We start from the raw sequence: 25,437 nt of genomic DNA, 5'->3' as shown, positions 1-25,437 counted from the left end.
CACTTTTCCAACCAGCAAGCTCGAGCCTCCTCTATTGTCGGACCGCTCGCCACCAGCCGGCGTTCGGGTCGATGGACCGCGCTTTTACGTGCATGTGATCGAAATGCAGGTCATCTGGCCTTTGCGAAAGTGGTGGCGAGCGATCGAGAAGGCGAGCCTTGTGCCGCGCAGATCCCTCTCCGCCCACGTTTTCAATAGCATCCGATCGCGATCTTTGATTGTACACAGCTCCGGACAACCGACTGTCACAATTTCGTTGCAGGTTCATATGTTTTCGTTTTGAATGCGGGACGCTTCAAACGAAGCGCGCTCACGCAGATCTGGGAGGATCTGACGTAGGGCAAGTCTTGGCCAGCCTGTCGCTTGGCCAAGTGGAACATCAGGGAGGCACCATGTCCACGAAACGTTTCGCTGCATCCGCGGCGACCCTCGCCCTTTCGCTTTCTTTCGGCTCTTCTGCCTTTGCTGCCACGGAACTGCAGTGGTGGCATGCCATGACCGGCGCCAATAACGAAGTTGTCGACCAACTGGCCAAGGAATTCAACGAGAGCCAGAGCGATTACAAGATCATGCCCGTCTTCAAGGGCACCTATCCGGAAACGCTGAATGCCGGCATCGCCGCATTCCGCTCCAAGCAGCCACCGGCTATCATTCAGGTCTTCGACGCTGGCTCGGGCGTCATGATGGGCGCTGAAGGCGCTGTCGTTCCGGTTGCTGAAGTGCTGCAGAAGGGTGGCTTCGAGTTCAACAAGTCCGACTATCTGGCCGGCATCGTTGCCTACTATTCGAAGCCTGACGGCACCATGCTGTCCTTCCCCTACAATTCGTCCTCGCCAGTTCTCTACTACAACAAGGATACCTTCACGAAGGCCGGCCTTGACGCAGAAAACCCGCCGAAGACCTGGCCGGAAGTCTTCGAAGCCGCACGCAAGATCAAGGACAGCGGCGCGGCTCCATGCGGCATGACGTCGACCTGGCTGACCTGGATCCAGACCGAGAACTTCGCCGCCTGGAACAACGTGTCCTACGGCACCAATGAAAACGGTCTTGCCGGCGGCACCGTCGAACTGAAGGTCAATTCTGATCTCTACGTCCAGCACTTCCAGTCGATCGCCGATCTGGCCAAGGATGGCGCGTTCCGCTACGGCGGCCGCACCTCGGAGGCCAAGCAGCTGTTCCTTTCCGGCGAATGCGCGATCATGACCGAGTCCTCCGGCGGCCTTGGCGACATCGTCAAGTCGGGCATGAACTACGGTATCGGCCAGCTTCCCTACTACGAAGGCAATGGCCCGCAGAACACCATTCCGGGCGGCGCCAGCCTCTGGGTCTTCGGCGGCAAGAGCGATGAAGAATACAAGGGCATCGCCCAGTTCTTCAACTTCCTGTCGCAGACGGAAATCCAGGCACGCCTGCACCAGGTTTCCGGCTATCTTCCGGTGACCAATGCGGCTTATGAAGCGACCAAGTCCTCGGGCTTCTACGAGAAGAACCCGGCGCGCGAAACGCCGATCCTGCAGATGACCGGCAAGGCTCCGACCGAAAACTCCAAGGGCGTGCGTCTGCCGAACCTGCCGCAGGTTCGCGACATCATGAACGAAGAGTTCGAAGCCATGCTGGCCGGCTCGCAGGATGCCAAGACGACGCTCGACAAGATCGTCGAGCGTGGCAATGCAGCCATCGCTTCCGTTTCCAGCAACTGATCTGACCGAATGACGACACTGCCCGCATCGCAAGGTGCGGGCAGTGCTTTTTCCATGGCCGGCTGAGGAGCATCGCCTTGCACACGGTTCACTTCCCGAACAAAATCCTGCCCTATCTGCTGTTGGCGCCCCAGATCATCCTGACGCTGGTCTTCTTCTTCTGGCCCGCAAGCCAGGCGATCTACCAGTCCATGCTGAGGGAAGATCCGTTCGGGCTCAAAAGCACCTTCGTGGGCTTCGCCAATTTCTCCAACATTCTGTCGGATCCGAATTACCTGCACGCGTTTCAGGTGACGATCGTGTTCAGCGCGCTGACGGCTCTCGTCTCGATGGCGGTCGCGCTGCTTCTGGCCACGGCGGCCGACAAGGTGGTCCGTGGTCAGACCTTCTACCGCACGCTGCTGATCTGGCCCTATGCCGTCGCCCCTGCCGTTGCCGGCATGCTGTGGCTCTTCATGTTCAACCCGGCCATGGGAACGCTTGCCTATCTCTTGCGCTCCACAGGCTTTGATTGGGATCCGCTTCTGAAGGGCGACCAGGCCATGGCGCTCATCGTCTTCGCCGCCGCCTGGAAGCAGATCAGCTACAATTTCCTCTTCTTCGTTGCAGGCCTTCAGGCGATCCCGAAGTCGCTGATCGAAGCGGCCGCCATCGACGGGGCCCGTGGCAGCCGACGGTTCTGGACCATCATCTTCCCGCTTCTGGCGCCGACGACCTTCTTCCTGCTGGTGGTCAACACCGTCTACGCCTTCTTCGACACCTTCGGCATCATCCATGCCGTCACCGGTGGCGGCCCGGCCAAGGCGACAGAAACGCTGGTTTACAAGGTTTACAACGACGGCTTCGTCAACCTGAACCTCGGCTCATCCGCAGCGCAGTCCGTCATCCTGATGATCATCGTGATCGGCCTGACTGCCTTCCAGTTCCGCTTCGTCGAGAAGCGGGTTCATTATGGCTGAGGACCGGACATGATTGAAAAACGCCCCATCGCCAATCTGATTGGCCACCTGATCCTCGTCATCGGCATCATCGTCGTTGCCTTTCCGATCTACTACACCTTCATCGCGTCCTCGATGAGCTCGCAGGATATCATCCGGCCGCCCATGTCGCTTTTGCCGGGCGACCATCTGGTCGAAAACTACACGGAAGCCATGTCCGGCGGCGTGGAGCGCGTCGTCGGCGTGAGCCTCGAACGGCTGTTGTTCAATTCCTTCGTCGTCGCGATCGCGATCGCCGTCGGCAAGATCATCATCTCGTTCCTCTCGGCCTTCGCGATTGTCTTCTTCCGCTTCCGGTTCCGGATGTTCTTCTTCTGGATGATCTTCATCACCCTGATGCTACCGGTCGAGGTGCGCATTCTGCCCACCTACAAGGTGATCGTGGATCTCGGGCTGATCGACACCTATGCTGGGCTCACACTCCCGCTGATGGCGTCAGCCACGGCAACCTTCCTGTTCAGACAGTTCTTCCTGACCATACCGGGCGAACTGGTTGAAGCTGCGCGCATCGACAATGCCGGGCCGTTCCGCTTCATGAAGGACATCCTGCTGCCGCTGTCGACCACCAACATCGCAGCACTCTTCGTGATCCTCTTCATCTATGGCTGGACCCAGTATCTCTGGCCGCTTCTGGTCACGAACGATGCGAAGATGAATACCATCATCATCGGCCTTCGCCGCATGGTCGATTTCACCGACGCCTCCACGCCCTGGAATTACGTCATGGTTACGGCGATCCTCGCCATCATCCCTCCCATCATCGTTGTCGTTCTGATGCAGCGATGGTTCGTCAAAGGTCTTGTGGAGACAGAAAAGTAATGGCCCAGATTGTTTTGAACGATGTCCGCAAGATGTATGGCAATGTCGAAGCCATCAAAGGCGTGTCTCTGGAAATCGCCGATGGAGAACTGGTAGTTCTCGTCGGGCCATCCGGCTGCGGCAAGTCCACGCTGTTGCGCATGATTGCCGGCCTTGAGAGCATCTCAGGCGGCGAGATCGCGATCGGCGACCGGGTCGTCAACCAGCTGGAACCATCCGAGCGCGACATTGCCATGGTGTTCCAGAACTACGCGCTCTACCCGCACATGACCGTCCGCCAGAACCTGGCTTACGGTCTGAAGAACCGCAACACGCCGAAGGACGAGATCGACCGCCGCATCGAGCAGGCGGCCAAGGCACTGGAGATCGAGCAGTTCCTGGAGCGCAAGCCCCGCCAGCTTTCCGGCGGCCAGCGTCAGCGCGTTGCCATGGGTCGCGCCATCGTCCGCGAGCCGGCGGCCTATCTCTTCGACGAACCGCTGTCGAACCTTGATGCGAAGCTGCGCGTGCAGATGCGCGTCGAGATCAAGCGGCTGCAGCGGTCGCTCGCCACAACCAGCGTCTACGTGACCCACGACCAGATGGAAGCGATGACGCTCGCCGACAGGCTCGTTGTACTGAATGCCGGGCGTATCGAACAGGTCGGCACGCCGATCGAGCTTTACGAGCGCCCGGCGACGACCTTCGTGGCAACCTTCATCGGGTCACCCTCGATGAACCTGCTGCAGATGGCGAAGAAGACCGACAGCTGGTCGATGACGTCAGATGCGTCGGTCCCGTCGGGCACCGCCACCCTCGGCATTCGCCCGGAAGACCTCCACCTGATCACGGACGTGCCGGGGGACGAGATCTTCACGGCGAGCGTCAAGGTCGCGGCAGTCGAACTGGTCGGGGCCGAAAGCTACGTGCACGGTACGCTTACCGATGGCAGCGACATCGTCTTCCGTGTGGCGGGTCGCTCGCGGATCGAGATGGACGACATGGTTCAGATCGGCGCGAAGCCATCGGACCTGCACTACTTCGATGCAAACGGCGCGCGTCTCAACTGATACCATCGGTTCGATACATCAGCGGGGCCTTCCGGCCCCGCTTCGATGGCTGCCTGGCACGGTCCGAGACCTCAATCTGCCCGTTGGACACTCGACAGGTGGTTCAGGAGAAACCGGTGTGTGCCGGGATTGGCGACGATCAGCAAACCGGATTTTTCGAAGAACTCCGGTCCCCGGCCCCACCAGTCGGTCACCACCCCACCGGCTTCTTCCACCAGAAGAATCCCGGCTGCCGTATCGACGAAACCGGTCTGCTCGAAGTAGCCGGTAAAGCGACCGCAGGCGACATAGGCGCAACAATTGGCGGCACTGCCGAGAACGCGGACGGCGCCGATCGGTGCGCGGATCGCATCCAGCCGTGCATAGGCGCCGGCATGCATGGAGAGGTTGGGCGTGGGAAGGCCGGTTCCGACCACCATCTGGCTGACATCGGCGCTGTCGCGCATTTCGAGCCGCTTGCCGTTGAGGTAAGCACCCTGCCCTTTGACGGCCGTGAACATCTCGTCCGTCACCGGATTGTAGACGAGGCCGCAGATCGTCTCTCCGGCACGCCGCAATGCAATCGTGATCGTATAGTCGAGACCCCAGAGGAAATTGGTGGTTCCGTCGATCGGGTCAACGAGAAAGCGATAGGTGTCATCCACACCCTTGACCGGCGGAAACTCTTCTCCGCTGAGGCTCCAGTCGGGATAGCGCGTCAGCAGGTGATCGCGGATGAGGGTTTCGGACTGCTCGTCGGCAATACTGACGAAATCGCCGGGTCCCTTCACGCCGATTTCGAGTGTCTCCCTGCGATGAAAATGCTCGAGCGTCAGCGCGCCGGCGCGCCGCGCGGCCTCGATCATGTCGGCCAGGACGATTGCGGGATCGACGAACATCAAGCGGCTCCTTCGGCCAAGGCAAACAGGAGACCTTCGGGGTCATCCGTGGTGATCTGGTCGACCCGCAAGTCGAGGAGACGGCGGATCTTTGCAAGTGTGGCCGAATTGATTGACCGGATCGTCCAGGCATCGACACGCCGGTTGTCGTCGTGCACGGCGCGGATGAGATCGACGCCGGCAGCATCGGCCGCCAGAATGAGCTCGTAGTCGAGATAGATCATCGCCGCTTCCGGTGCCGTCTTCAGTGCAGCTGCAATAAAGCGCGAGAAGTCCTCCCGGGATTGCAAGTCATCGAGTACGCCGACATAGGTCGGGTCGTATCCGGTTCTGAGCCCAGGCGTGGCGGCAGCCAGAGACAAGACGGCAGCGCTATCGCCACCCGAAAGGATCATCGCATGCGCCACCTTGGAAACGGCCGCCGCAAAACTGGCAATGACGGCCGGCGACAGGCGCGACAGGTCTTCCTTGTAGTCGAGCTGCAGAAGGGCATCGGGATGGGCAGGGTTAGCAGCCAATAGGCCACAGAGGTCCTCGAGCAACATGACCCGGTCAGCGATCGGCTCCCCGTCGTTTCCGCGCAGGAAAAGCTGGCGCAGGGTTTCGGCTGATGTCTCGCAGACCAGGCCGGATCCGGTGGTGCCGTGATCGAGTTCGAGATCGTGCAGGATCGCAAAACCCTTGTCGGCATGCACCACGAGATCCACCTCGACACTCGCGCCGAGACGCATGGCATCGAGAATGCGGGTCGGCGTGAATTCGGCGTCAGAGGCTTTTCTCCGCGCCCGGTGCCACTTGATAAGGGTCCTGTGACCCTGGTGGTCGAGGAATATGGGGTCAGGCTGCATCAGAGGACCGGTAGAGTTTGACGTTGTCGCGGAAGGCGGCAAAGGCGCGGGGACGCAGATCCACGGCGTGGCCGGAACTGAAGGGTTCGGGGCTGCGCACCATGGATTTGAGCCGCGTACCATCGGAGAGATGGAGATCGACCAGACCATGGGTTCCGAAATCGGTCACGCGGTGGACAACTGCCGCGCCATCTTCCGTGCTGACCAGATCGAGCGCTTCAGGCCTGACGGCCAGTGTGACCGGGCCATCCGAGACGGGCATGTCCACAGACAGGTCGGGATGTACGAAACGGCCGTTTTCGACCTTGCCTTCGACGAAGTTCATCGTGCCGATGAAGCCAGCGACAAAGGGCGTTTGCGGATCGCGGTAGATGATCTCCGGCCGATCGGCCTGCTCGGTCCTGCCATTTTGCATGACCACGATGCGGTCCGCCATGGAGAGGGCCTCGTCCTGCCCGTGGGTCACGAACAGCGTCGTGATCTTCAGGCGAAGCTGGATATCGCGCACCTCCTCGCGCAAGCGCTCCCGAAGATGCTGGTCGAGGCTTGCGAAGGGCTCGTCCAGAAGCAGGATCTTCGGCTCGAGGATGAGAGAGCGGGCGAGTGCCACGCGCTGCTGCTGGCCTCCCGAGAGCTCGTTGGTCATGCGTCGATCGTAGCCCTTCAGGCCGACCAGCTCGAGCACGCCCTCGACCCTGTCACGGATTTCGGCAGCGGGCCGCTTGCGCAGCTTCAGCCCGAAGGCGAGGTTGTTGAAGACATTCATGTGCGACCAGAGCGCATGGCTCTGAAAGACCATGCCCGTCGGACGTTGCTCCGGCGGCAGACGCGTCACGTCCTGATCGTCGATCGCGATGGTACCCGCTGACGGCTGTTCGAAACCACCCACCATGCGCAGCAAGGTCGACTTGCCGGAGCCGGAAGGCCCGAGCAGGCAGACCAGCTCGCCATCCGCGACATCGAGCGAGACGCTGTCGACGGCGGTGGTTCCTGCCCCAAAGATCTTGGAGACCGCGCGTATGCTCAGTTTGGACATCTTGGCATTCCTGTAAGGCTGTTGTTCATCCCCCAAAGCCCTTGGCAAAGGCGTTGCCACCGATCACCCGGCGGGCGAACATCAGGGCGATGAAGGAGGGGACCCAGAGCATGACGGACAGGACCGCGCCGAACTGGATGACCATCTGGTTGTTGATGAAGCTGATCATCAGCACGGGCATGGTGCGGATGCCCGGCGCGCCGATCAGCCAGGCGCCTTCCGTCTCATAAAAGGTGCCGACGAATGTCAGGAGAAGGGCCGCCGCGATGGTGGGCGCGGCCTGGGGCAAGGTAATCGACCAGAAGACACGGAACGGGCCTGCACCCACGTCGCGGGCAGCCTCTTCCATGCGGCGATCGACGGCCTGGAATGCGGCAACCGGGATCCAGATCATGAACATCAGCGTGTTGACGAGCTGGATAAGCGCCACACCCCAGAAGGTGCCGATCAGGTCTAGCTGCAGAAAGATCGCGGCGATGGCGACGAGGAGACCGAACTTCGGGAAGGCATGGCCTGCAAGAAACGAGAAGAACAACAGGTCACGGCCTGGAAACCGCATCCGCGCAAAGGCATAAGCTGCCGGCAGGCAGATGATTGCGGAGGCAAGCGTCACCACGGCCGAGAGCGTCAGGCTGAGCCATAGCGCGCTCCACACATCCGAACGGTTGAGCGTCTGCTCCCAGAACCGCAGACCGAACTGCTGTGGCAGGACGTTGGGATAGCGCCAGACCTCGGTGAAGGCCCAGATGCCGACGACGAGCAGAGGCAGGACGACGACGATCGAAAGCACGAGTGCGAGCAGCATGCCGGTGCCATCGATCCGGCGCGGCGGGGTTATGGATTCAGTCATTTGCCTCATCTCCCCTGGTTGCGGGCGACGGAGCGCACATAGAACAGGCCAAAGACAATGCAGAAGCCGAAGGTGATGACAGCCTGGGTAATCGCTCCGACAGGATCGTTCAGGTCCCGGAACGTGCGCTGCATGAAGGGACCCATCATCTCGGGCGACGCGGGGCCAAGTAGATAGGGCAGCGTAAAGGCGGAGAAGATGCCGAGTACGGCGAAGGAGAGTGCCACCAGGATGGAGTTGGTGATCTGCGGCAGAATGATGTGCCGGAGAACCCGAAGCCGGCTTGCACCGACATCCCGCGCCGCCTCGATCGCCATGTTGCTCACCGAGCCGAGACCCGAGAGCAGGATCAGCACCGTCAGCGGAATATTGTCCCACACCAGTCCGATCACAGGCCCCCAGGGCGTGAGATAGGGCGTTCTCAATTTCGGCAGGCCGGCGAAGTTCAAGAGCAGGTCGACCATGCCATTCGGCCCGAGCACGCGGATGAGAGCATAGGCGAGAATGATCGATGGAACGAACATCGGCAGGATGGCAAGCGCCTGCACATAGGAGGCGATACCGCCCTTGGCAAAGCGCAGGTAAAGCGCGATCGGAAGCGACACGACCAGGAGCAGCAGGGCACAGACCGCTGTGGTCCAGAGCGTCAGGCTGAGATTGTTGAGACTGTAGGCGTCGGAAAAGAAGAAGATGTAGCTCGACAGGTCGAAATCTGCCTCACCATCGGGCGACGTCCGCCACACGGTGCGCAGGACGGCACTGATGATTGGCCAGATGACCAGCCATCCGACGAGCGAAACCGGTAAGGCGACGAGCAGGAGGCCAATAAGCCCCCTGCCCGACATGGTTCTGGATACGGCAGACGCACTCACGCCTGAACTCACGACTTCCGGTCGATGGTCGGTGCCACATTGCGGTACCAGCCGTCATTGACGGCGACTTCCCAGGCGCCCGACGGGAAGGTCGGAATGCTGTTCGGGATGATAGCGGCAAACTTTTCGCGCAGATCGGCGGAGACATGTTCCCAGCTGACGCCGGGGAAACCGCCGAGCTCGGAGAGGATGGCACCCTGGATCTCTTCGGTCAGGACGAAGTCGGCCAGCTTCAGGGCTGCGTCGCGGTTCTTGCCATTGCTCAGCACCACGGCGCGCGAGAAGTTGCCGCAAAGAGCCAGATCCTGAAGCTGCACAATGCCGGTCGTTTCCGGCAGGACGCCCTGGGCGATCGCCTGGAGAACCTGGTCGGACCAGACCGGGGTCATGGTCACAACGCCTTGGGCGAGCAATTGGATCGACTGGGTGTTGCCGGAGGAGTAAGCGCCGTTGTCGTAGAGCGACGGGGCGATGTCCTTGAGCAGTTCCCAGGCCTTGCCGAGAGCCTCATTGCCGAAGGCTTCGGTGTAGTTGTCGACCGTGAATGCCTTAGGGTCGAGGCCGTTTGCCTGATGGATGGCACGACGCACGAAGTTTCCGCCCGAACCACCCTTGTCAGGGCGGTTGTAGACGAACTGGCCGGGGTTTGCCTTGATCCAGGCGACGAGCGCATCCCAGGTCTTCGGCGCATCGGCCGTCGACAGCTTGGTGGTGTCATAGGCGAGAAGCACCTGGCTTCCGCGATAGGGAAGCGAGAAGTCGCTATCGATAGCGAGCGGGTTGACCTTCGCATAGTTCGACAGGCCAGCTTCCTTCATGTTGACGTAGAGGCCGGCTTCGATGGCGCCCTTTGGCAGACGCGGATCGGTATGCTCGAAGTAATCGGCCTGCGGGTCGGTGTTCGTCTGCATTGCCGCGATGGCGCGCTCGGCGATCGACTGGATGCCTGCATTGTCACCGGCATCGACGAGATTGAGCTTCACGCCCGCATGCGCCGCTTCGAAAGCCGGCTTGACCGTGTTGGTCCAGAAATCGAGCACATTGGCATCCGAGCCGGTATACCAGTCGATCTGGCCTTCGGCTGCAAAAGACAGCTTCGGCAGGATCATCATTCCGGCAACGGTGCCGGCCGTGGAAATCAGGAATGCGCGACGCTTCATCGTCTTCTCCCTTGGCTGCCGCGCCACTCGGCGTCGGCTTACAATCAAACCCCGAGACACCGCGACATTGACCCAGACGGGCCTGCAGCCTGCATCTCTCGAAATGCTTCGCCCGGGCACGCCTGCAGAGGGACCGCCGCCTCGGCCCCTCTGCAGGTCTGCACCATGCGCTTGCACATGCGTGCAACGCGCTTGAACGGGCATTTCCGTCCTACAGGGATTAGACGAAGGTTTGATGACACCAGCGCAATGCACACGCGTGCATTAGGTCGTCCCAGGTTGGGGACGAACGGAGCGGCGCCAGACGGCAACCGGCTCGAAGACCGCTCCGTCCCCCTGCGGAGCCCCTGTCAGGTCTTGCACTTCCGTCAGGAGACTGACGACATGCGCCGCTATCCGATCGAGTGGCTGCTCGAAGGTTGTCAGGCGATAGGCTTCCCAAGAAGCCTGTTCGATATTGTCGAAGCCGATGACGCAGAGATCTTCCGGGATCCTCAGGCCGAATTCGAGGCGTGCCCCATCCATGAAGCCGATCGCCAGCAGATCGGTGACCGAGAACACGCCGTCCGGAGGTTCCGACCGGGCATAGACGCGTTTGGCGGCCTCGAAACCGGCGCGATAGCTGGTAGCGTCCGCCTCGAAGACGGTCACCCTGATCGCTTCAGCGGCTGCCGCCTCTAGGAAGCGCGCTTCTCTCTCCACCAGGCTCGGGGTTCGAGCAGCCGAGGTTAAGATCCCGAGGCGTTGGCACCCGGCCCGTTTCAGGAGGAAAAGCGCCTCTCTTGCGGCCGTCGCATTGTCCAGCCCGACATTATCGCAGCCTTCCAGACCGTCGTCGCGGTTGATCAGGATAACCTGTTGGCCGTTGGCAAGCGCCGTTTTCACCAGTCCCGTCGATGGCGTTCCCGACAGGACCACCGTCGCATCAGCGCGGTAGTGCAAGGTGAGCTTCAAGGCGTGATTGACGCTTGCCTCGTCACTCTCGGTATTGAGAACCACGGTGATCTTGCCGGCTGCCTGAAGCTTGCGGGTCAAGCGGTCGACCATCGCCGCCCTGACGGGCGTGGTCAGATCAGAGACGATCAGACAGACGATGTTGCTGCGCTCGCGCAGTTGGCGGGCCAGATGGTTGACGTGATAGCCGAGCGCCTCGGCCGCTTCGACGACCTTTCGACGCGTTTCCTCAGACACGCTCGCGCCATCGGTAAAGGTACGCGACACGGCCGAACGGGACACGCCGGCGCGCTCGGCAACCATTCTGGCGCTGACAAAAAGCGGCGAGCCATTCTTACGCATGCAGCAAAACCAATAGAGAGTTAGGGGCTCGTTCCGACAAGCCCAGTTGCGGGCCTGACAGAACGGGACAGAGGGCGCATTACGCGTCTAGTGTGACACAAATTCGTGAGAAGGGTGAAGCAGACGGTTGAGGCACCGGGCCGAAATTGGTTGCAATTCGTACCGATTAGGGGTTTTCGCCATGGTGGACGAGGCCGATTTCTGAAGAACGGACAGCTAAGCCTCAGCCTTCATTTCGCCCGCTTCTTAAGAACTTGATAAGAATTCATTCCTGTCGGAGGTCTCCATGGCGCTTGGCGCATCGCATCGTTTGCAGGATGGCGTCCTTGCCGTCGAAACCATGACCCGCTTTGCGCTCGCCGTTCTGGCCCTTGCGTCCGGTGTCTACACCTATCTGGGGGTTCGCAGCCTTCTCGATGGCTCACCGACCGCGGTCTTCTTTGCCGCCATCATCTATTCGGCCTCGGTCTCGGTCGCGATTTATGCCTTCTGGTCCTACATGGCGCGCTTCTACCCCCATGTAACCGGCGCTGCGGCGCGCGGCGCCATGATCGGCGTGATGGCACTCGGCTGCGCGATGATCATTGCCATGTCGAGCTGGCTGAATGCGGCGGCGCTTGCAGGCTCTGCGGCGCTCGAACAGCATCTCGCAGAGACGGTGCAGGACTACACGGCGGATCTCGATCAGGCGCATCAGAATGCGCTCGCCGCCCAAAGCCTGTTGCCAGACATCCAGCGGACATCGGAGCGCTTTTCGCGGCTCGCCGAAGATGAACGGCAGAATGGCGCGCTCACCGGCACCACTGGTGCGGGCAGCGTCGTTCAGCTTCTGACGCAGATGTCTTCGCAGCTGAGCGAACTCGAGGCCGGCATTGTCGCATCGCGCGAGCGGGTCACGACGCTGTTTGACCAGGGACGCGCTCATCTGGCGACCATGCGAACGCTGGTTTCGGCGCCCGGGGCAATCGCTCCCCGCAGCGATGAATTCTCTGCCGAGGTAGTCGCCCTTTCCGGCGTCATCACATCGCTGGAACAGACCTCGATTGCCCCCTCCGTCAAGCGGGCCGCCGATGACCTTTCACTCGGCTTCATCGCGCCTGTTGCCGATGGCCGGGCAGCCGATCTCGCGGAGCGTCAGGATCAGGTCATGCAGACGATCCGGACCTCGGTGTCCGCCCAGTCTCAAGTTCTGTCTGAGGCTGCCGACGAAATTCTCGCGCGCGAGCCGGTCGCGGAGCGGCGCTTCGTACCACTGTCCTCGGCAGAGGCCGTTCTGCGTTACGCCGCGGATTTCATTCCGGCCTGGGCGGGGGCGATTTCGATCGATCTTCTTCCCGCCGTCCTGGTCTTCATCCTGACCGTGGTGCACGGAGCGATCCGGCGACAGGAGGAGCGTATGCCCTTCGCACAGCGCATTACCGCAGCCGAATTGCTTGAGGCGCTTGAGGTGCAACGTGCACTCAATCGACAGGGGATCGATGTCGAGCAGGCGCTCCAGTCCGCCGAGGCGGAGGACGAGCGTGGGCGGATCGATTCCAACATCACCAGCCTCGACATGTCCGCCAAGGCGCCACGCAAGGGACCACCGGCGTGAAACCAGCTTCGCTCGCCCTGCGCCTGAAAACAGCCATTGTACATGCCGATGACGGTTTGCTGATGCGCAGCGCCTTCTTCGGGCTGCTGGCGGCTGCAGGCGCCTTCCTGTTCACGGACCTCAGGGAGATGAGCCTCGCGCATGCTAAGCTTCCCGGCCATGATCCGATGACCACGGATGCCCCCGTGCTTCCGCCGGCGCTGACGGACGGCACTCCCCAGTTGCCCCCGGTGGAGCCCGGCAGTTCTCCGGAAACCCTGCGCCAACCGATGCGGTTCGAACTGCTCACCGGTGGCTTGCTCAAAGCGGAAGGTTCGATCGATCTTGGTGCTGCAGAACGATTTGCCGAGGAGATCGCTGCTCGCGGCGAATATGTTCAGGCGGTATCGCTGAATTCGCCGGGAGGCTCCGTCAATGATGCCCTGGCCATGTCGAAGCTGATCAGGGAGAAAGGCATCAACACCAAGGTGGCGAGCAAGGCGCTCTGCGCCTCTTCCTGTCCTTTGGTCTTCGCCGGCGGCGTGGCGCGCGAGGCAGAAGAGGATGCCATTCTCGGCGTCCACCAGGTCTTCAATGCCGGGCAAGACCGCCCCTCGCCCGAGCAGGCGATGTCCGGTGCACAGAGCACCACGGCGCGCATTGCCCGCCATCTCGAGGAAATGGGCATCGGCAACGGGCTCTGGATCAACGCGCTCGAAACGCCTCCGGACCGGCTCTACTACCTGACGCCGGAGGAGATGGCGGAGTTCAAGCTGGTCACGCCCCCTGTGGCAACCGCGAAGCAGGCAGACTGATCTGCGTCGGCGGGGCCCGGTTTCCAGACAGGTGCGCGACGGCACGCCTCTCTGCAATACGCGTCAGGCATAATCCCGGAGCATGGACGAGAGCGGCATCCGGACGCGCAGCTTCATGCTGAGAAGCGCAAGCCCAGTGATCTTGCGTTGCAGGAACATTTTGTCCGGAGCCGGCAGCGCCCATAGCGCGCGAGCGGCAAAGATCGGTACCGCGCGCTCACGAATTTCCACGAGCGGGCCACGGTCGCTGAAATCAACCAGCCCCTCCGGCGCCTTCAGGACATGGTCGAGGACGACGCGTGTCATTTCATCCAGCGTCCGTCCGTAGCGCTCCGTTTGCGCCCGGGAAAGATAGCGCATCTCCATCAGCGCATGGCGCACCGCCGTCACGCTATCACCGAGGGTCGCCTGCAGGAGGAGATGGTAGTCTCTGGCGCTTTGCGGGGAGACCGGTCGTACCGCGCCGAAATCGAGCAGGGCCACCCGTCCGTCCTTAGGCCTCCAGAGATAGTTGGCGAAGTTCGGATCCGTCTGCATGTGACCGAAGACGAAAAGCTCGCGCAGTGCGAGCTCGGAGATCGCCTGCATGGCCGCATCCCTTTGCGTCTGGGGTGCATGGGCGAGGGTTTCGAGCGGAGCCCCCTCGATGAAATCCATCGGCAGGACCGTCGGCCGCAGGAGTTCCTCCACGGGGGCCGGCACCACGAAGCGGTCGTCATCGGCGAGCAGGCGGCCGAAGCGACGCATTTCCTCCGCCTCGCGCAGATAGTCGGCCTCTTCCCGCAACTGCCGCTTGGCTTCGGCCAGATGTGGCGCAATGTCGAGGCCTGCGGGAAGAAGGCCCGACAGCCGCAAGAAGGTCGCGACATTGTCGATGTCGGAATCGATGCTCTGGAGCACACCGGGATATTGAACCTTGACGGCAACCGGACGGCCTGATGACAGAACGCCGCGATGCACCTGTCCAATCGATGCGGCCGCGATCGGTGTCGTCTCGAACTGGATGAAATGGCGTCGCCAGTCCGGACCCCAGGCGCTGGACAATGAGGCTGCAAGCTGGTTCGGCGGCATGAAATGCGCTGAGGACCGGAGCTGCGCAAAGATCGACTGGAGTTCGGGCGGCAGGAATTCGCCCGGTTCCAACGAGATCATCTGGCCGAGCTTCATGGCCGCGCCGCGCATGCGCGACAGCTGATCCGCCGCCTTCAGTGCGTTCGACGGCGTCAGCAGCAGGTCTCTCAGGTGCGGACGCTCACCCTTCGCCAGGCGGCTCAAGCCCTCAGCGACCATGCCAGAGGCGACGCCACCGGCAATCTGGCCAAGTGCCGCCAGCCGGCTCAGACGCCCCTGAGGGACGGGCCTGTATCGATCACGATCACTCATGATTATCCTTCCGAGCATTGGAGCGCATGTCAGCGGTGCCCCGCCTGCAGAAGGGCTGGAATCTTCTCCTTCAGCCCGAAGAAGCCCTTCCGGCAATGTGGCCAGGCCATCCGATCCCACTCGCGGAGATATTCCGTGAAGGCGATGCCGAGCCTGTCGAACTCGCCTCGCACAGGGGCAATGGAAGACGCGACGGGGCCAACGGGCAGGAAAGCGGTTGCGACCTGTGTGCAGCCTGACGATTTTGCTGCGGCAGGAAGCTCACCAGGGGCGAGAGCCCCGTAGACTTCCGCATCCGGCCACACCTGTGCGGTACGTGCAAGAGCATCGGCGAGAGCAGTTTCGTCCCACGAGTTGCGACCTTCAAGATAAGCGATGGACTTCACCGGCAGCGCACGTATCGCGCCAACCTGCTCGACCGACAGATCCTCTGTGGTCAGCAGCAACAGAGTGGCTGCGGATGGATCCGGCGAAGAGGTCAGCCGAATGGGTGAAGGTGAAGGGGTCCGTACACTGTCTGTGGGAATGCGGGCCGTACGTGCCAGGCCGGCAGGCGAAAAGCGGCCATCGGTCATCGAGCGGATGCGTTCGGCATCGGCGAGATAGGCCTTGCCGGCCGTGTGCAGCCCCGCCACCCAACGCCAGGACAGGGTGTTCGATGCCGGATCGGCGTCGATCAGACGGTCAAACATCGAGGCGGCGCCGAGTTCCCAGGGCAGCCCGAGCGTGAAGATCCAGATCGAGGCAAACTGCATGCGCGCCCAGTTGTGCAGATAGCCCGTCTCATTCAGTTCCTTGGTCCAGGCGTCGAAACAGTCGATGCCGGTCGATCCATCGATCGTCGAGGCATGGCGTTTGCGCAGTCCCGAGACTGCATCCAGCTGCTCCAGCGCTCGTTCGACGGCTGCGCCATAATCCTCCCAAACGGTCGGGCGCTGCTCGAGCCAGCCCTTCCAGTAGGTGCGCCAGAACACTTCACTGACGAATTTTTCGGCCGCCGCCAGTCCGTGCCGTGCCAGGACCGCATCGACAACCTCCTGCTCGGAGATCAGCCGTCTGCGCAGCGCGGCAGACAATCGCGATACATGCACATGCTCTCCCTGCCCCTGTTCCTTGTTGCGCAAGCGTGCATAGGCAGCACCCGTATGCGGCAGAAAATTGTCCAGGCGTTGAAGGGCGTCGCTGCGGGTCAGCGGGAAGTCAAAGTCTGCCATCGTTACTCCAGATGCGTTCAATCCGGCTGGCACTGACTGATGCCTGCCGAACAACACTACGGCTCTGCGTCGAAGGCGGACCTGCGCTCCTTCGTCACGATCTGAGCCCTGGCGCAGAACAGCCACGCCCACAGGCACAGTTCAAAAATATGATTTATCAAGTCATCTTTATTGACCCAGCGCCTGCATCCGGCCAATAGTGCGCCGCGCCATGACGCATGTGCAGGTCACCGAAACCGGGTGAGAGGCCAGTGGTTTGACATATCTCCATTCGATGCAGTCCGAAATCGAGGGCATTCGCGCCCTCATGCCGCCCAGATGGCGTTCCCTCGACGGCGTCGTCGGTGTCCACTGGGAAGCGGAAGGCCATGCAGGGGCAAACGGCTATTATCTCTCGCCGGATCCACGGATCGTCTTCTTCTTCAACGATGTCAGCAGCCAGATCCGGGTGGCGGACCGGGCGGAAGAACTGGACCGGGGCGAGCGGGGCATGGCACGCGCCATCTATGTGCCGGCCGGCATGCCGATGTGGACGAAGTTCAGCAGCCGCCATCGCTTTTCACACCTCGACCTGCATCTGCACCAGGAACGGCTGATGCGGTATCTCACGCCGGCTGTCGGCTCATCGGCGGCGCGGGCCATCATCAGGCAGCCGGTTGAACTGCAGGATCCCGGTCCCCTGGCCAGCCTTGCGACGCTTGTGGTGGACGAGCTGTCGACGGATGGCAGGCATCCAGCCTTTGCAGAGAACCTGGTGGGCAGCATCATCACCGGACTTCTCGACCTGCGGGTAAGCGAAGGTCGAAGCGCTGCGCATGCCGGGCATCTCACCAAGGCGCAACTGAACCGGCTTTCCGGCTATTTCGCCAATTGCGGCGGGCGTCGGTTGAGCGTGCGAGAAATGGCCGATGTCGTTGGCCTGTCGGAGAGCTGGTTCGCCACGGTGTTTCGTCAGACTACCGACATGACGCCGCTCCAATGGCAATTGTCACGCCGGATCGACATGGCGCGGCAGATGCTTTCGGAAACGGAGATGAGCATCGCTGGCATCAGTGCGCAGCTCGGCTTTTCCGACCAGGCGCATCTGACCAAGGTGTTCCGCAGCATCACCGGGGAGACCCCGGCCGTCTGGCGACGCAAACAACAGCATTCGATCTAGATGGCCGAGGGCGCGTCGCACTCTGCGCGGCGAGCCCTCGCTGTTTTTCACCAGGTCTGGCGAAGGGTCGCGTAGATGGCGCGTCCGGGATTGTAGTAGAGGGCACCGCCGTCGTTGTTGGCGATGTGCTTTTCGTCGAACAGGTTGCTGACGTTCAGCTGGAAGCTCGTGTTCTCCTTGATCGCATAGGTGAAGGAGGCATCGAAGACCACCGCGCCATCGGATTTGCGGGTGTTGGCATTGTCGAAATAGTAGGAGCCGATGAAGCGCGCCCCTGCCCCGAACGTCATGTCGCCGCGATCACCGTTGCCTGGGAGCGTGTAGGTACCCCAGAGCGAGGCCATGTGCTCGGGAACCTGAGACATGCGCTTGCCGTTCACCGAGCTCGAAGCGGTGCTCGTATCCTCGATCTTCGAGTCGATGTAGCTGTATCCCGCGATCAGCCCGAAGCTCGGCGTGACCTCCAGCTTTGCTTCGAGATCCAGACCGCGATGGCGCACTTTTTCGACCGTGGTCGCAAGGTAGAACGGTCCCTCGGATGTGGTGATGTTTTCGAGCGTCAGGTCGTAGATCGAGGCGGTGATCAGACCGGGGAAGGCGTCGGGACGATACTTGACGCCCACTTCGTACTGGGAGCCATAGAGAGGCTCGTTGCCCGTGCTTGGCGGTGCGACGGACTCGGCGTAGCTGACATAGGCCGCCAGTTCCTCGGTGACCTTGTAGCTCAGACCGACGCGCTTGCTGAACTCGCTGTAGTCGCGCGACTTGGACACCCGGGTCCCCAGATCGGTCTCTTCGAGATCGAGCCAGTCGTTGCGCAGGCCGACACTGGCCGTGACGCGGTCCGAGAAGATCAGATCCTGCTGCAGATAGATGGCCCGCGTGCTTCGGTCGTTGCTCTTTCGGGTCGAGAGCGGGATCGCCGACGGCAGACCTGCGTAGACGGGATTTTGCCAATCGATCGAAGGTGTACCTGCGCCCCAGAGATAGCCGGACTCGTTGGTGGATTCGATGCTGTTGTAATCGACACCCGCGAGGGTGCGGCTCTCCACCTGATCGAAGCTTGTCTCGTACAGCAGATGGGCATCGACAATGAACTGCTCGCTTGATCCGGAGCCGAGAGAGTAGATGCGGTTTGCCCTGGTGTCCGACAGGTCGGATGCACCGCTGGAATCATAGATATAGGCAAAGCCGGTGTCGCGGTTGGAATTGCTGTAGCGCGCACTGGAATTGAAACTCAGGCCGTTGCCGAAATCGTGGTCGAACAGCATCGTATAGGTATTGCGGTTCGTCGAATCGTAGTTGAAATCGGGCTCCCCGAAGAACCGGTCCCGATCGAAATCCGTGTGGAGCGGATGGCCACCACCGCTCGGGGTCACATTGCGGTCGAGGTGATCGAAGACGAATGTCAGATTGGTCATGTCGGTGGGACGCCAGGTCAAACCGCCCATGATGAAGTTCTCGTCGTTCTCCGAGAAATCATACTCACCGTCGGCCCGCTGGAACTTTCCGGTCAGGCGATAGGACAGGGTGTCGTCTTCCGTCAGATTGTCGCCGAAGTCGAAGCCCGTCTCCTTGTGGGCGAAGGATCCGACCGTGCCATAGACCTCGCCGAACCGCTCGCTGCGCGGGGTCTTCGTCACATAATTGATGGCGCCGCCCGGATCGGAAACGCCGAAGCCGGTCGAATTGGCGCCCTTCAGGATCTCAAGCCTCTCAAAGGCATAGGGTTCCTCCTTCACGCCCAGCCAGGTGCGGCCGATGGCGAGACCGTCGCGATAGGTGTAGGGCGAAAAGCCACGAATGGTGACGTAGTCGAAACGGTCGTCCGATCCGTAGAAATCGGTGGTCACGCCGGCCGTGTACTGCACCACCTTCTCGATGCTGTCGGCACCGCGCTGCTCGATTTCCCTGGACGTAACGACGGAAACGGTCGCAGGCGTTGTCAGGATCTCGCCGGGCATCTTGCCGACAGCGCTCGATTGGGTCGCGACGATCGACTTGGAATCCGCGTCGGCCTTGCCGGCCCCGTCGACGGTGATCGTCTGTAGAACGGTCGTGTCGCCATCGGTATCGGCGTCCTGAGCGACGGCGAATACCGGCACCAGGGCCACGAATGCCGTGCAGCCCAGAAGAATGCTGATGCGATGGCGAAGGGAGACGCGCGTGGCGCCCCGGGCGGAAATGGCTCTGATCATGTTGCTTCCAGAATTTGACGTTCCGACATTCCCACACGATGAACATTGAGGATCATCGTCGGGCGCCGACCGACACCGGATCCAGCTCTGCAGTCTCCTGTGGCCCTATCCCTGAGCCCCGGCCGCTGCAGTCCGAGATCGGATCGGTCTGCACGCCTTTAACTGGATAATTTTCATCCAGTATTGTAGATTTCTCTCTTTTGTAAAATCCCCCGGAAAATCAAGAGCCGATGTCGTCAGCTCGATCCAAATTGCTTGACCCCAGGAATTGAAGCTGAGAGTGACAGTCAACTTAACCAAGGGATGATTGGGACCCATGCGGATCAATTTGCATCACCTGGCGCCTCTTGCGGCCATCTTGCTGTCCCTCTCCGGCTCGACGGTCGTTGCTGCCGAGGAGGCTGGCTTTCCCCTCGAGATCAGCCATGCGCTCGGGCAGACGACCGTTCCCGAAAAACCGCATCGCGTGGCAACTGTGGCTTGGGCCAACCACGAAGTCCCGCTTGCCCTCGGCATCGTTCCGGTCGGCATGGCGGCTGCGAATTTCGGTGATGATGATGGCGACGGGCTGCTGCCCTGGGTTTCGGAGCGTCTTAAGTCCCTTGGGGCCGACGCGCCCGTCCTGTTCGACGAGGGGGATGGCATCGACTTCGAGGCGGTTGCCGGGACGGCACCGGATGTCATCCTTGCCGCCTATTCGGGCTTAAGCCAATCCGACTACGACACCTTGAGCCAGATCGCCCCCGTTATCGCCTATCCGCAGGCCCCGTGGTCGACGGACTGGCGTGAAACGATCCGCTTCGACAGCGCCGGCATGGGCATGGCGCCTGATGGTGAAGCGCTGATTGCCGATATCGAGCAGAAGATCGCAGCCGAGGTCGCCAAGTATCCTGAACTCAACGGCAAGCGGGCGATGTTCGTCACCCATCTCGACGCGACCGACCTCAGCATCGTCAATTTCTATACGACCCAGGACACCCGCGTTCGGTTCTTCGCCGATCTCGGGCTTTCGATGCCGAAAAGCGTGATGCAGGCATCGACGACCGGCAGCTTCGCCGGCTCGATCAGCGCCGAGCAGATCGATCTCTTCGATGACGTCGACATTCTCGTGACCTATGGCGACCAGGCGTTGATCGAGGCCATGAAGGCCAATCCTCTCCTGTCCCATATGCCGGCCGTGAAGCATGACGCCATCGTCACGCTTGGCCGCGATCCCTTGGGGACTGCGGCCAATCCCACGCCGCTGTCGATCACCTGGGTGTTGCCCGCCTATGTAGAAAAGCTCGCGGACGCGGCGCGAAAGACGGAATGATTTCTGCTCGCTTCCTTTCCTCCACCCATCGGCCGTCTCTTGCGAAGACGGCCAAGGGCAGCGTCGTTTGGCTGGCTGCGGCGATCGCGGTCTGCATCGGCGTCGCCTTGCTGTCCCTCACCATCGGCACCCGCGATGTACCGCTGTCGGAGGTGCTGGCGGCCCTGTCCGGGGACGTCTCGACGCTTGACCGCGCCGCGGTTGCGACCCGTGTGCCGCGCACCGTTCTGGCACTGCTCGCCGGTGCGGCCCTTGGCCTTGCCGGCGCCGTCATGCAGGGCGTGACGCGCAATCCGCTCGCCGATCCCGGCATCCTCGGCGTCAATGTCGGCGCATCGCTTGCCGTTGTGGTGGGGGTGGCGTGGTTCGGCATCAGCTCGGCTGATGCCTTCATCTGGATTGCCATCGCGGGCGCCGCTGCCACAGCCGTCTTCGTCTATGTCATCGGTTCGATGGGACGCGGTGGCGCAACGCCGCTGAAGCTCGCCCTTGCCTGTACGGCAACCACGATCGCCTTTTCATCGCTGGTGATTGCCGTCGTCTTGCCGCGTGCAGACATTGCCGGCGGCATCCGCTCCTGGCAGATCGGCGGCGTCGGCGGCGCCACCTTCGAGCGGATGGAGCACATCTATCCGTTTCTTCTGGTCGGGTTTCTGCTGTGCCTGCTTTCAGCGCGACGCCTCAATGCTCTGGCGCTCGGTGACGAACTTGCCGCGGGGCTTGGCGAGCGCGTGGCAGTGGCACGAGGTATGGCAACGCTCGGTGCCGTTGTGCTATGTGGCGCGACGACAGCCGTCTGCGGCCCAATCGGTTTCGTCGGCCTCGTTGTCCCGCATGCCTGCCGGCTGCTGGTTGGCGTGGATCATCGCTGGCTTCTGCCATTCTCGGCCATAGGCGGGGCCATCCTGCTGACGGCGAGTGATATTCTCGGTCGCCTTGCGGCACGCCCGTCCGAACTCGAGGTCGGCGTCGTGACCGCCCTTATCGGCGCGCCGGTCTTCATCTTCATCGTTCGTCGGCAGAAGGTGAGAGATCTGTGACCCTTCTTCGATCCGATGCTTCCCTGACAGCAATGGTCGCGACAAACCGCAAGCATCGAACGCGCCGACGGCTGGTCATGCTGGTCCTTATTTTGACCCTCATTCTTGCCGGCTTCACGCTGACGCTCATGGCCGGTCGCACCTTCACGCCGTTTGGAGACGTCATCCGCGTCCTCAGCGGCGAACAGGTTGCCGGGGCGGATTTCACGGTGGGGCAGCTGCGCCTGCCGCGCGCTGTGCTCGCCATTGCGGCCGGCATGAGTTTCGGCCTCGGGGGAGCGGCCTTCCAGACGCTGTTGCGCAATCCTCTCGCCAGCCCCGACATCATCGGCATCACCTCGGGCGCGAGTGCGGCGGCGGTGTTTGCGATCGTGGTCCTCTCGATCAGCGGGCCTGTCGTCTCTCTTCTGGCCGTAGGAGCGGGCCTTGCGATCGCGCTTCTGGTGCATGGCCTCGCCTCGAAAAACGGCGTTGCCGGCCCGAGGCTGATCCTTGTCGGGATCGGCGTCTCTGCCATGCTCGAAAGCATGATTGCCTATATCCTGTCGCGCGCTCCCGCCTTCAGCCTGCAGGAAGCGATGCGCTGGCTGACCGGCAGCCTCAACGGCGCCAAGCTGGATCAGTCCCTTCCCCTGATCGTCGCACTGATTGCGCTGGGCAGCCTGCTTCTGGCTAAGGCGCGCGATCTCGATGTCATGCGGGCCGGCGACGATACGGCAACTGCGCTCGGTGTAAACGTTGCCTCGACCAAACTCCTGGTCATCGTCTGCGCCGTCGGGCTGATCGCCACCGCGACTGCGGTCACGGGCCCTATCGCCTTCGTCGCCTTTCTTGCCGGGCCGATCGCAAGCGGTGTCTTCGGGCGGCGCAGTTCGATCCTTCTACCAGCCACCGTGGTCGGCGCCTTGCTGGTCCTCGCGGCAGATTTCGTCGGCCAGTTTCTCTTGCCGAGCCGTTACCCGGTCGGCGTGGTGACCGGGGCGCTCGGGGCACCCTACCTCATCACCCTGATCATCAGGAGCAACCGTCGGGGAGCTGCGACATGACCGATCACCGCCTCGAAGCGAAGACCCTTTCAGCAGGTTACGGTGAAAGCCTCGTCCTTCGGGACCTCGACCTCAGCCTTCCATCCGGCCAGATCACCGCCATCGTCGGCGCCAATGCCTGCGGCAAATCCACCTTGCTCAAGGCCATGTCCCGACTGATTGAGCCCAAGGCCGGCGAGGTGATGCTCGACGGCAAGGCGATCCACAAGCTTCCGACCCGCGAACTCGCGCGCCGGCTGGGGCTTCTGCCACAATCCCCGATCGCGCCTGATGGCATCACGGTCGTGGATCTGGTGAGCCGTGGTCGCCATCCGCATCACGGCCTGTTTCAATCCTGGACCAGGGACGACGACCAGGCGGTCGCCGATGCCCTGGCGGCCACGCAGACGGCGGACCTTGCAGACAGGCCGGTGGACGAGCTGTCGGGTGGCCAGCGGCAACGGGTCTGGATCGCGATGGCACTCGCCCAGGAGACCGAGTTCCTGCTGCTCGACGAGCCGACGACCTTTCTCGACATCAGCCACCAGATCGACGTGCTGGATCTCCTGACCGATCTCAACCGCAGCCGCGGCACGACCGTCGTGATGGTGTTGCACGACCTGAACCTTGCGGCTCGCTATGGAGATCATCTCGTCGCCATGCTGGATGGAAGCCCCTTCCAATGCGGCAGCCCGGACACGGTCTTGACCGAAGACATGGTGCGCCGGGTGTTCAATCTCGAGGCCCGGATCCTCACCGATCCGACCTCCGGCAGACCGATGATGCTCCCGATCGGGCGTCACCACATGCAACCCTCATCCTCCCTCACTCGACTGGCGCTTTCATGACCGATCTTCAGCCCACCAAACTTTCAGGCATCGCCCGTCCCGCCGATGTCGGCGCCATGCTCGCCGAAATCTGCGAACACTTCGTCGAGCACTCGGACGTCGTTCACGCTGATGGCGTTGCCACGTTGAAATCGGAGGACTGGACGATCGACATCGTGACGGCCGAAGACGGGCTGCAGATCGAGATCAGCACCTTGGGTGAAGAGGCGCTCGCCGTCACCCGCACGATGTTTGCCGAACATCTCTTCTATTTCGCCGGAGATGAACCCTTCTCGCTCGAGTGGTCGAAGCCGGCCGCGAAGGTGAAACCACCCGGTTTCCAAAAGGCGACCGTCGTCGGCGTCAAGGATGTTACGCCACGGATGCGGCGGGTGACGCTCTCCGTCGCCGACGTCACGCCCTTTCTCGATCGCAACATGCATGTGCGGCTGCTCGTGCCGCCGAAAGATCAGACACCTGTCTGGCCTCACCTTCAGGAGAACGGACGCATCGGCTGGCCCGACGAGTTGCTCGTGCGGATCTACACGATCCGTTACGTCGACGCGGAAGCACGCCAGATCAGCCTGGATATCCTTCAGCATCCGGCCGAAGGTGTCGCCACACCGGGCGCGGATTTCGCGCGAGACGCTGAGATCGGCCAGCAGGTGGCGATCATGGGACCCGGCGGCGGCGGTTTGCCCGATGCGCAGGACATCTTCTTTGCCGGCGACGAAAGTGCGCTGCCAGCGATTGCCCGGATGGTCGAGGAAGCGCCATCAAGCGTGACGATGCGGGCAATCATCGAAGTCGAAGATGCCGGTGAAGAACAGCCATTGCGAGGGTTGTCTCCGGTCCATGTCGAATGGCTGCACCGATCATCCTATTCGGTCGGCGATGCCTATGTTCTGGTCGATCGGGTCAAGACGGCGCTCAAGGACGTGGAGGACGAGACCTTCGTCTGGTTCGCGGGCGAAAAGGCGGATGTGCGGACGATCAAGCGTCATCTTGCCGAGAAGGCGCGCGACCGACGACGCCAATACGTCGCCTGGTATTGGGAGAAAGAGAGCTGAGAGCCCGATCTTTTCAGCCCCCGGCGCCAAAGGGGCCATTCCTCGCCATTTCAGGATACTGAACGGTTTCGTCGCTGCCGGTGTCGACAGACTGGGAAGCCGGGACGGACAGACGCACGCCAAAGCCGCCTGCAGCGCTTGTCACCCGTTCATCGATGAAGGTGACGCCCGCTTGTTCCAGAGCGGCGCTTATCTGAGCGCGCGCGCTTGCTTCATCCTCGGCGCCCTCGTCAGCGTTCTCCAGTCGCTCGAGCGTTGAGACAGAAAGGCCAACTCGGTCGGCGAGCTGCGCCTGCGTCATGCCGAGCAGCATTC

The 25,437-nt window shown here is 61.9% G+C and carries 23 protein-coding genes; 12 read left to right on the top strand and 11 right to left on the bottom strand.

Annotation, left to right across the window (positions count from 1 at the left end; translation table 11 throughout):
- The first annotated feature begins 392 nt into the window (after nucleotides 1-392).
- The 4 genes from ugpB to GH983_RS01965 all read left to right on the top strand — a co-directional run bounded on the left by ugpB (nucleotide 393) and on the right by GH983_RS01965 (nucleotide 4,566).
- Nucleotides 393-1,700: a sn-glycerol-3-phosphate ABC transporter substrate-binding protein UgpB gene (ugpB, locus tag GH983_RS01980; RefSeq protein WP_054150921.1), complete on the top strand. Its 1,308-nt coding sequence runs from the start codon at nucleotides 393-395 to the stop codon at nucleotides 1,698-1,700.
- Between the two features lie 77 nt (nucleotides 1,701-1,777).
- A complete protein-coding gene (ugpA, locus tag GH983_RS01975; protein WP_006726481.1) occupies nucleotides 1,778-2,659 on the top strand; it encodes a sn-glycerol-3-phosphate ABC transporter permease UgpA in 882 nt (293 codons plus the stop codon).
- A 9-nt stretch (nucleotides 2,660-2,668) separates the two neighbouring features.
- On the top strand, nucleotides 2,669-3,517 hold the full coding sequence (gene ugpE / locus GH983_RS01970; RefSeq protein WP_153761468.1) for a sn-glycerol-3-phosphate ABC transporter permease UgpE: 849 nt from the start codon (nucleotides 2,669-2,671) through the stop codon (nucleotides 3,515-3,517).
- On the top strand, nucleotides 3,517-4,566 hold the full coding sequence (locus GH983_RS01965; protein WP_054150757.1) for a sn-glycerol-3-phosphate import ATP-binding protein UgpC: 1,050 nt from the start codon (nucleotides 3,517-3,519) through the stop codon (nucleotides 4,564-4,566). The genes ugpE and GH983_RS01965 overlap by 1 nt, the downstream gene beginning before the upstream one ends.
- A 71-nt stretch (nucleotides 4,567-4,637) precedes the next feature.
- Here GH983_RS01965 and GH983_RS01960 read toward each other — a convergent pair whose 3' ends face one another.
- The 7 genes from GH983_RS01960 to GH983_RS01930 all read right to left on the bottom strand — a co-directional run bounded on the left by GH983_RS01960 (nucleotide 4,638) and on the right by GH983_RS01930 (nucleotide 11,506).
- On the bottom strand, nucleotides 4,638-5,444 hold the full coding sequence (locus GH983_RS01960) for an inositol monophosphatase family protein (RefSeq protein ID WP_153761467.1): 807 nt from the start codon (nucleotides 5,442-5,444) through the stop codon (nucleotides 4,638-4,640).
- A complete protein-coding gene (locus GH983_RS01955) occupies nucleotides 5,444-6,292 on the bottom strand; it encodes a glycerophosphodiester phosphodiesterase family protein (RefSeq protein ID WP_153761466.1) in 849 nt (282 codons plus the stop codon). The genes GH983_RS01960 and GH983_RS01955 overlap by 1 nt, the downstream gene beginning before the upstream one ends.
- On the bottom strand, nucleotides 6,282-7,328 hold the full coding sequence (locus GH983_RS01950; RefSeq protein ID WP_054150760.1) for an ABC transporter ATP-binding protein: 1,047 nt from the start codon (nucleotides 7,326-7,328) through the stop codon (nucleotides 6,282-6,284). Before GH983_RS01950 ends, GH983_RS01955 begins: the two co-directional genes overlap by 11 nt.
- A 25-nt stretch (nucleotides 7,329-7,353) precedes the next feature.
- Nucleotides 7,354-8,178, bottom strand: a complete 825-nt coding sequence (locus tag GH983_RS01945; RefSeq protein WP_153761465.1) for an ABC transporter permease — start codon at nucleotides 8,176-8,178, stop codon at nucleotides 7,354-7,356.
- A 5-nt stretch (nucleotides 8,179-8,183) separates the two neighbouring features.
- A complete protein-coding gene (locus tag GH983_RS01940) occupies nucleotides 8,184-9,023 on the bottom strand; it encodes an ABC transporter permease (protein WP_054150762.1) in 840 nt (279 codons plus the stop codon).
- Nucleotides 9,024-9,058: 35 nt separating this feature from the next.
- Nucleotides 9,059-10,210, bottom strand: coding sequence for an extracellular solute-binding protein (locus GH983_RS01935; protein WP_153761464.1), 1,152 nt, complete (start codon nucleotides 10,208-10,210; stop codon nucleotides 9,059-9,061).
- Between the two features lie 264 nt (nucleotides 10,211-10,474).
- Complete coding sequence (locus tag GH983_RS01930; protein ID WP_054150764.1) at nucleotides 10,475-11,506, bottom strand: substrate-binding domain-containing protein; 1,032 nt, start codon at nucleotides 11,504-11,506, stop codon at nucleotides 10,475-10,477.
- A gap of 286 nt (nucleotides 11,507-11,792) precedes the next feature.
- Between GH983_RS01930 and GH983_RS01925 the strand changes: the two genes are divergently transcribed.
- Nucleotides 11,793-13,100, top strand: a complete 1,308-nt coding sequence (locus tag GH983_RS01925; RefSeq protein WP_069042207.1) for a hypothetical protein — start codon at nucleotides 11,793-11,795, stop codon at nucleotides 13,098-13,100.
- 62 nt (nucleotides 13,101-13,162) lie between these two features.
- Nucleotides 13,163-13,894, top strand: a complete 732-nt coding sequence (locus GH983_RS01920) for a hypothetical protein (RefSeq protein WP_153763524.1) — start codon at nucleotides 13,163-13,165, stop codon at nucleotides 13,892-13,894.
- 63 nt (nucleotides 13,895-13,957) lie between these two features.
- Here GH983_RS01920 and GH983_RS01915 read toward each other — a convergent pair whose 3' ends face one another.
- Both GH983_RS01915 and GH983_RS01910 read right to left on the bottom strand, forming a co-directional pair.
- Entirely contained in the window at nucleotides 13,958-15,277 is a 1,320-nt protein-coding gene (locus GH983_RS01915; RefSeq protein ID WP_153761463.1) for an AarF/ABC1/UbiB kinase family protein, read from the bottom strand.
- 29 nt (nucleotides 15,278-15,306) lie between these two features.
- Nucleotides 15,307-16,491: an FAD-binding domain-containing protein gene (locus tag GH983_RS01910; protein ID WP_153761462.1), complete on the bottom strand. Its 1,185-nt coding sequence runs from the start codon at nucleotides 16,489-16,491 to the stop codon at nucleotides 15,307-15,309.
- 256 nt (nucleotides 16,492-16,747) lie between these two features.
- Here GH983_RS01910 and GH983_RS01905 point away from each other — a divergent pair, with 256 nt between their 5' ends.
- A complete protein-coding gene (locus GH983_RS01905; RefSeq protein ID WP_153761461.1) occupies nucleotides 16,748-17,650 on the top strand; it encodes an AraC family transcriptional regulator in 903 nt (300 codons plus the stop codon).
- A gap of 47 nt (nucleotides 17,651-17,697) precedes the next feature.
- Here GH983_RS01905 and GH983_RS01900 read toward each other — a convergent pair whose 3' ends face one another.
- The gene (locus GH983_RS01900) at nucleotides 17,698-19,848 is read right to left on the bottom strand and encodes a TonB-dependent siderophore receptor (protein ID WP_153761460.1); all 2,151 of its coding nucleotides are present in this window, start codon (nucleotides 19,846-19,848) and stop codon (nucleotides 17,698-17,700) included.
- Nucleotides 19,849-20,164: 316 nt separating this feature from the next.
- Here GH983_RS01900 and GH983_RS01895 point away from each other — a divergent pair, with 316 nt between their 5' ends.
- The 5 genes from GH983_RS01895 to GH983_RS01875 are packed head-to-tail and all read left to right on the top strand — an operon-like array spanning nucleotide 20,165 to nucleotide 25,122.
- Nucleotides 20,165-21,160, top strand: coding sequence for an iron-siderophore ABC transporter substrate-binding protein (locus GH983_RS01895; protein WP_069042212.1), 996 nt, complete (start codon nucleotides 20,165-20,167; stop codon nucleotides 21,158-21,160).
- A complete protein-coding gene (locus tag GH983_RS01890; protein WP_194842769.1) occupies nucleotides 21,157-22,200 on the top strand; it encodes an iron ABC transporter permease in 1,044 nt (347 codons plus the stop codon). Before GH983_RS01895 ends, GH983_RS01890 begins: the two co-directional genes overlap by 4 nt.
- Before the next feature lie 32 nt (nucleotides 22,201-22,232).
- Nucleotides 22,233-23,246, top strand: a complete 1,014-nt coding sequence (locus GH983_RS01885) for an iron chelate uptake ABC transporter family permease subunit (protein WP_153763522.1) — start codon at nucleotides 22,233-22,235, stop codon at nucleotides 23,244-23,246.
- A complete protein-coding gene (locus GH983_RS01880; protein ID WP_153761459.1) occupies nucleotides 23,243-24,073 on the top strand; it encodes an ABC transporter ATP-binding protein in 831 nt (276 codons plus the stop codon). The genes GH983_RS01885 and GH983_RS01880 overlap by 4 nt, the downstream gene beginning before the upstream one ends.
- A complete protein-coding gene (locus GH983_RS01875) occupies nucleotides 24,070-25,122 on the top strand; it encodes a siderophore-interacting protein (protein WP_153761458.1) in 1,053 nt (350 codons plus the stop codon). The genes GH983_RS01880 and GH983_RS01875 overlap by 4 nt, the downstream gene beginning before the upstream one ends.
- Before the next feature lie 13 nt (nucleotides 25,123-25,135).
- On the opposite strand, the gene GH983_RS01870 is transcribed toward GH983_RS01875, so the two are convergent.
- Nucleotides 25,136-25,435, bottom strand: coding sequence for a helix-turn-helix domain-containing protein (locus tag GH983_RS01870; RefSeq protein ID WP_153761457.1), 300 nt, complete (start codon nucleotides 25,433-25,435; stop codon nucleotides 25,136-25,138).
- Nucleotides 25,436-25,437: the final 2 nt, after the last annotated feature.

The organism is Agrobacterium sp. MA01 (genome assembly GCF_009650195.1).
GTDB lineage: Bacteria > Pseudomonadota > Alphaproteobacteria > Rhizobiales > Rhizobiaceae > Allorhizobium.
This window is presented reverse-complemented; position numbering and strand designations above follow the sequence as displayed.

What these genes read in the sequence shown, in the direction of transcription:
- GH983_RS01915 (WP_153761463.1), bottom strand. Translation starts at nt 15,277, where the DNA reads ATGAGTGATCGTGATCGATACAGGCCCGTCCCTCAGGGGCGTCTGAGC.
- GH983_RS01965 (WP_054150757.1), top strand. Translation starts at nt 3,517, where the DNA reads ATGGCCCAGATTGTTTTGAACGATGTCCGCAAGATGTATGGCAATGTC.
- GH983_RS01925 (WP_069042207.1), top strand. Translation starts at nt 11,793, where the DNA reads ATGGCGCTTGGCGCATCGCATCGTTTGCAGGATGGCGTCCTTGCCGTC.
- GH983_RS01875 (WP_153761458.1), top strand. Translation starts at nt 24,070, where the DNA reads ATGACCGATCTTCAGCCCACCAAACTTTCAGGCATCGCCCGTCCCGCC.
- GH983_RS01870 (WP_153761457.1), bottom strand. Translation starts at nt 25,435, where the DNA reads ATGCTGCTCGGCATGACGCAGGCGCAGCTCGCCGACCGAGTTGGCCTT.
- GH983_RS01955 (WP_153761466.1), bottom strand. Translation starts at nt 6,292, where the DNA reads ATGCAGCCTGACCCCATATTCCTCGACCACCAGGGTCACAGGACCCTT.
- GH983_RS01890 (WP_194842769.1), top strand. Translation starts at nt 21,157, where the DNA reads ATGATTTCTGCTCGCTTCCTTTCCTCCACCCATCGGCCGTCTCTTGCG.
- GH983_RS01920 (WP_153763524.1), top strand. Translation starts at nt 13,163, where the DNA reads ATGCGCAGCGCCTTCTTCGGGCTGCTGGCGGCTGCAGGCGCCTTCCTG.
- GH983_RS01930 (WP_054150764.1), bottom strand. Translation starts at nt 11,506, where the DNA reads ATGCGTAAGAATGGCTCGCCGCTTTTTGTCAGCGCCAGAATGGTTGCC.
- GH983_RS01940 (WP_054150762.1), bottom strand. Translation starts at nt 9,023, where the DNA reads ATGTCGGGCAGGGGGCTTATTGGCCTCCTGCTCGTCGCCTTACCGGTT.
- GH983_RS01885 (WP_153763522.1), top strand. Translation starts at nt 22,233, where the DNA reads ATGGTCGCGACAAACCGCAAGCATCGAACGCGCCGACGGCTGGTCATG.
- GH983_RS01945 (WP_153761465.1), bottom strand. Translation starts at nt 8,178, where the DNA reads ATGACTGAATCCATAACCCCGCCGCGCCGGATCGATGGCACCGGCATG.
- GH983_RS01895 (WP_069042212.1), top strand. Translation starts at nt 20,165, where the DNA reads ATGCGGATCAATTTGCATCACCTGGCGCCTCTTGCGGCCATCTTGCTG.
- GH983_RS01960 (WP_153761467.1), bottom strand. Translation starts at nt 5,444, where the DNA reads ATGTTCGTCGATCCCGCAATCGTCCTGGCCGACATGATCGAGGCCGCG.
- GH983_RS01935 (WP_153761464.1), bottom strand. Translation starts at nt 10,210, where the DNA reads ATGAAGCGTCGCGCATTCCTGATTTCCACGGCCGGCACCGTTGCCGGA.
- GH983_RS01910 (WP_153761462.1), bottom strand. Translation starts at nt 16,491, where the DNA reads ATGGCAGACTTTGACTTCCCGCTGACCCGCAGCGACGCCCTTCAACGC.
- ugpE (WP_153761468.1), top strand. Translation starts at nt 2,669, where the DNA reads ATGATTGAAAAACGCCCCATCGCCAATCTGATTGGCCACCTGATCCTC.
- GH983_RS01900 (WP_153761460.1), bottom strand. Translation starts at nt 19,848, where the DNA reads ATGATCAGAGCCATTTCCGCCCGGGGCGCCACGCGCGTCTCCCTTCGC.
- GH983_RS01950 (WP_054150760.1), bottom strand. Translation starts at nt 7,328, where the DNA reads ATGTCCAAACTGAGCATACGCGCGGTCTCCAAGATCTTTGGGGCAGGA.
- ugpB (WP_054150921.1), top strand. Translation starts at nt 393, where the DNA reads ATGTCCACGAAACGTTTCGCTGCATCCGCGGCGACCCTCGCCCTTTCG.
- GH983_RS01880 (WP_153761459.1), top strand. Translation starts at nt 23,243, where the DNA reads ATGACCGATCACCGCCTCGAAGCGAAGACCCTTTCAGCAGGTTACGGT.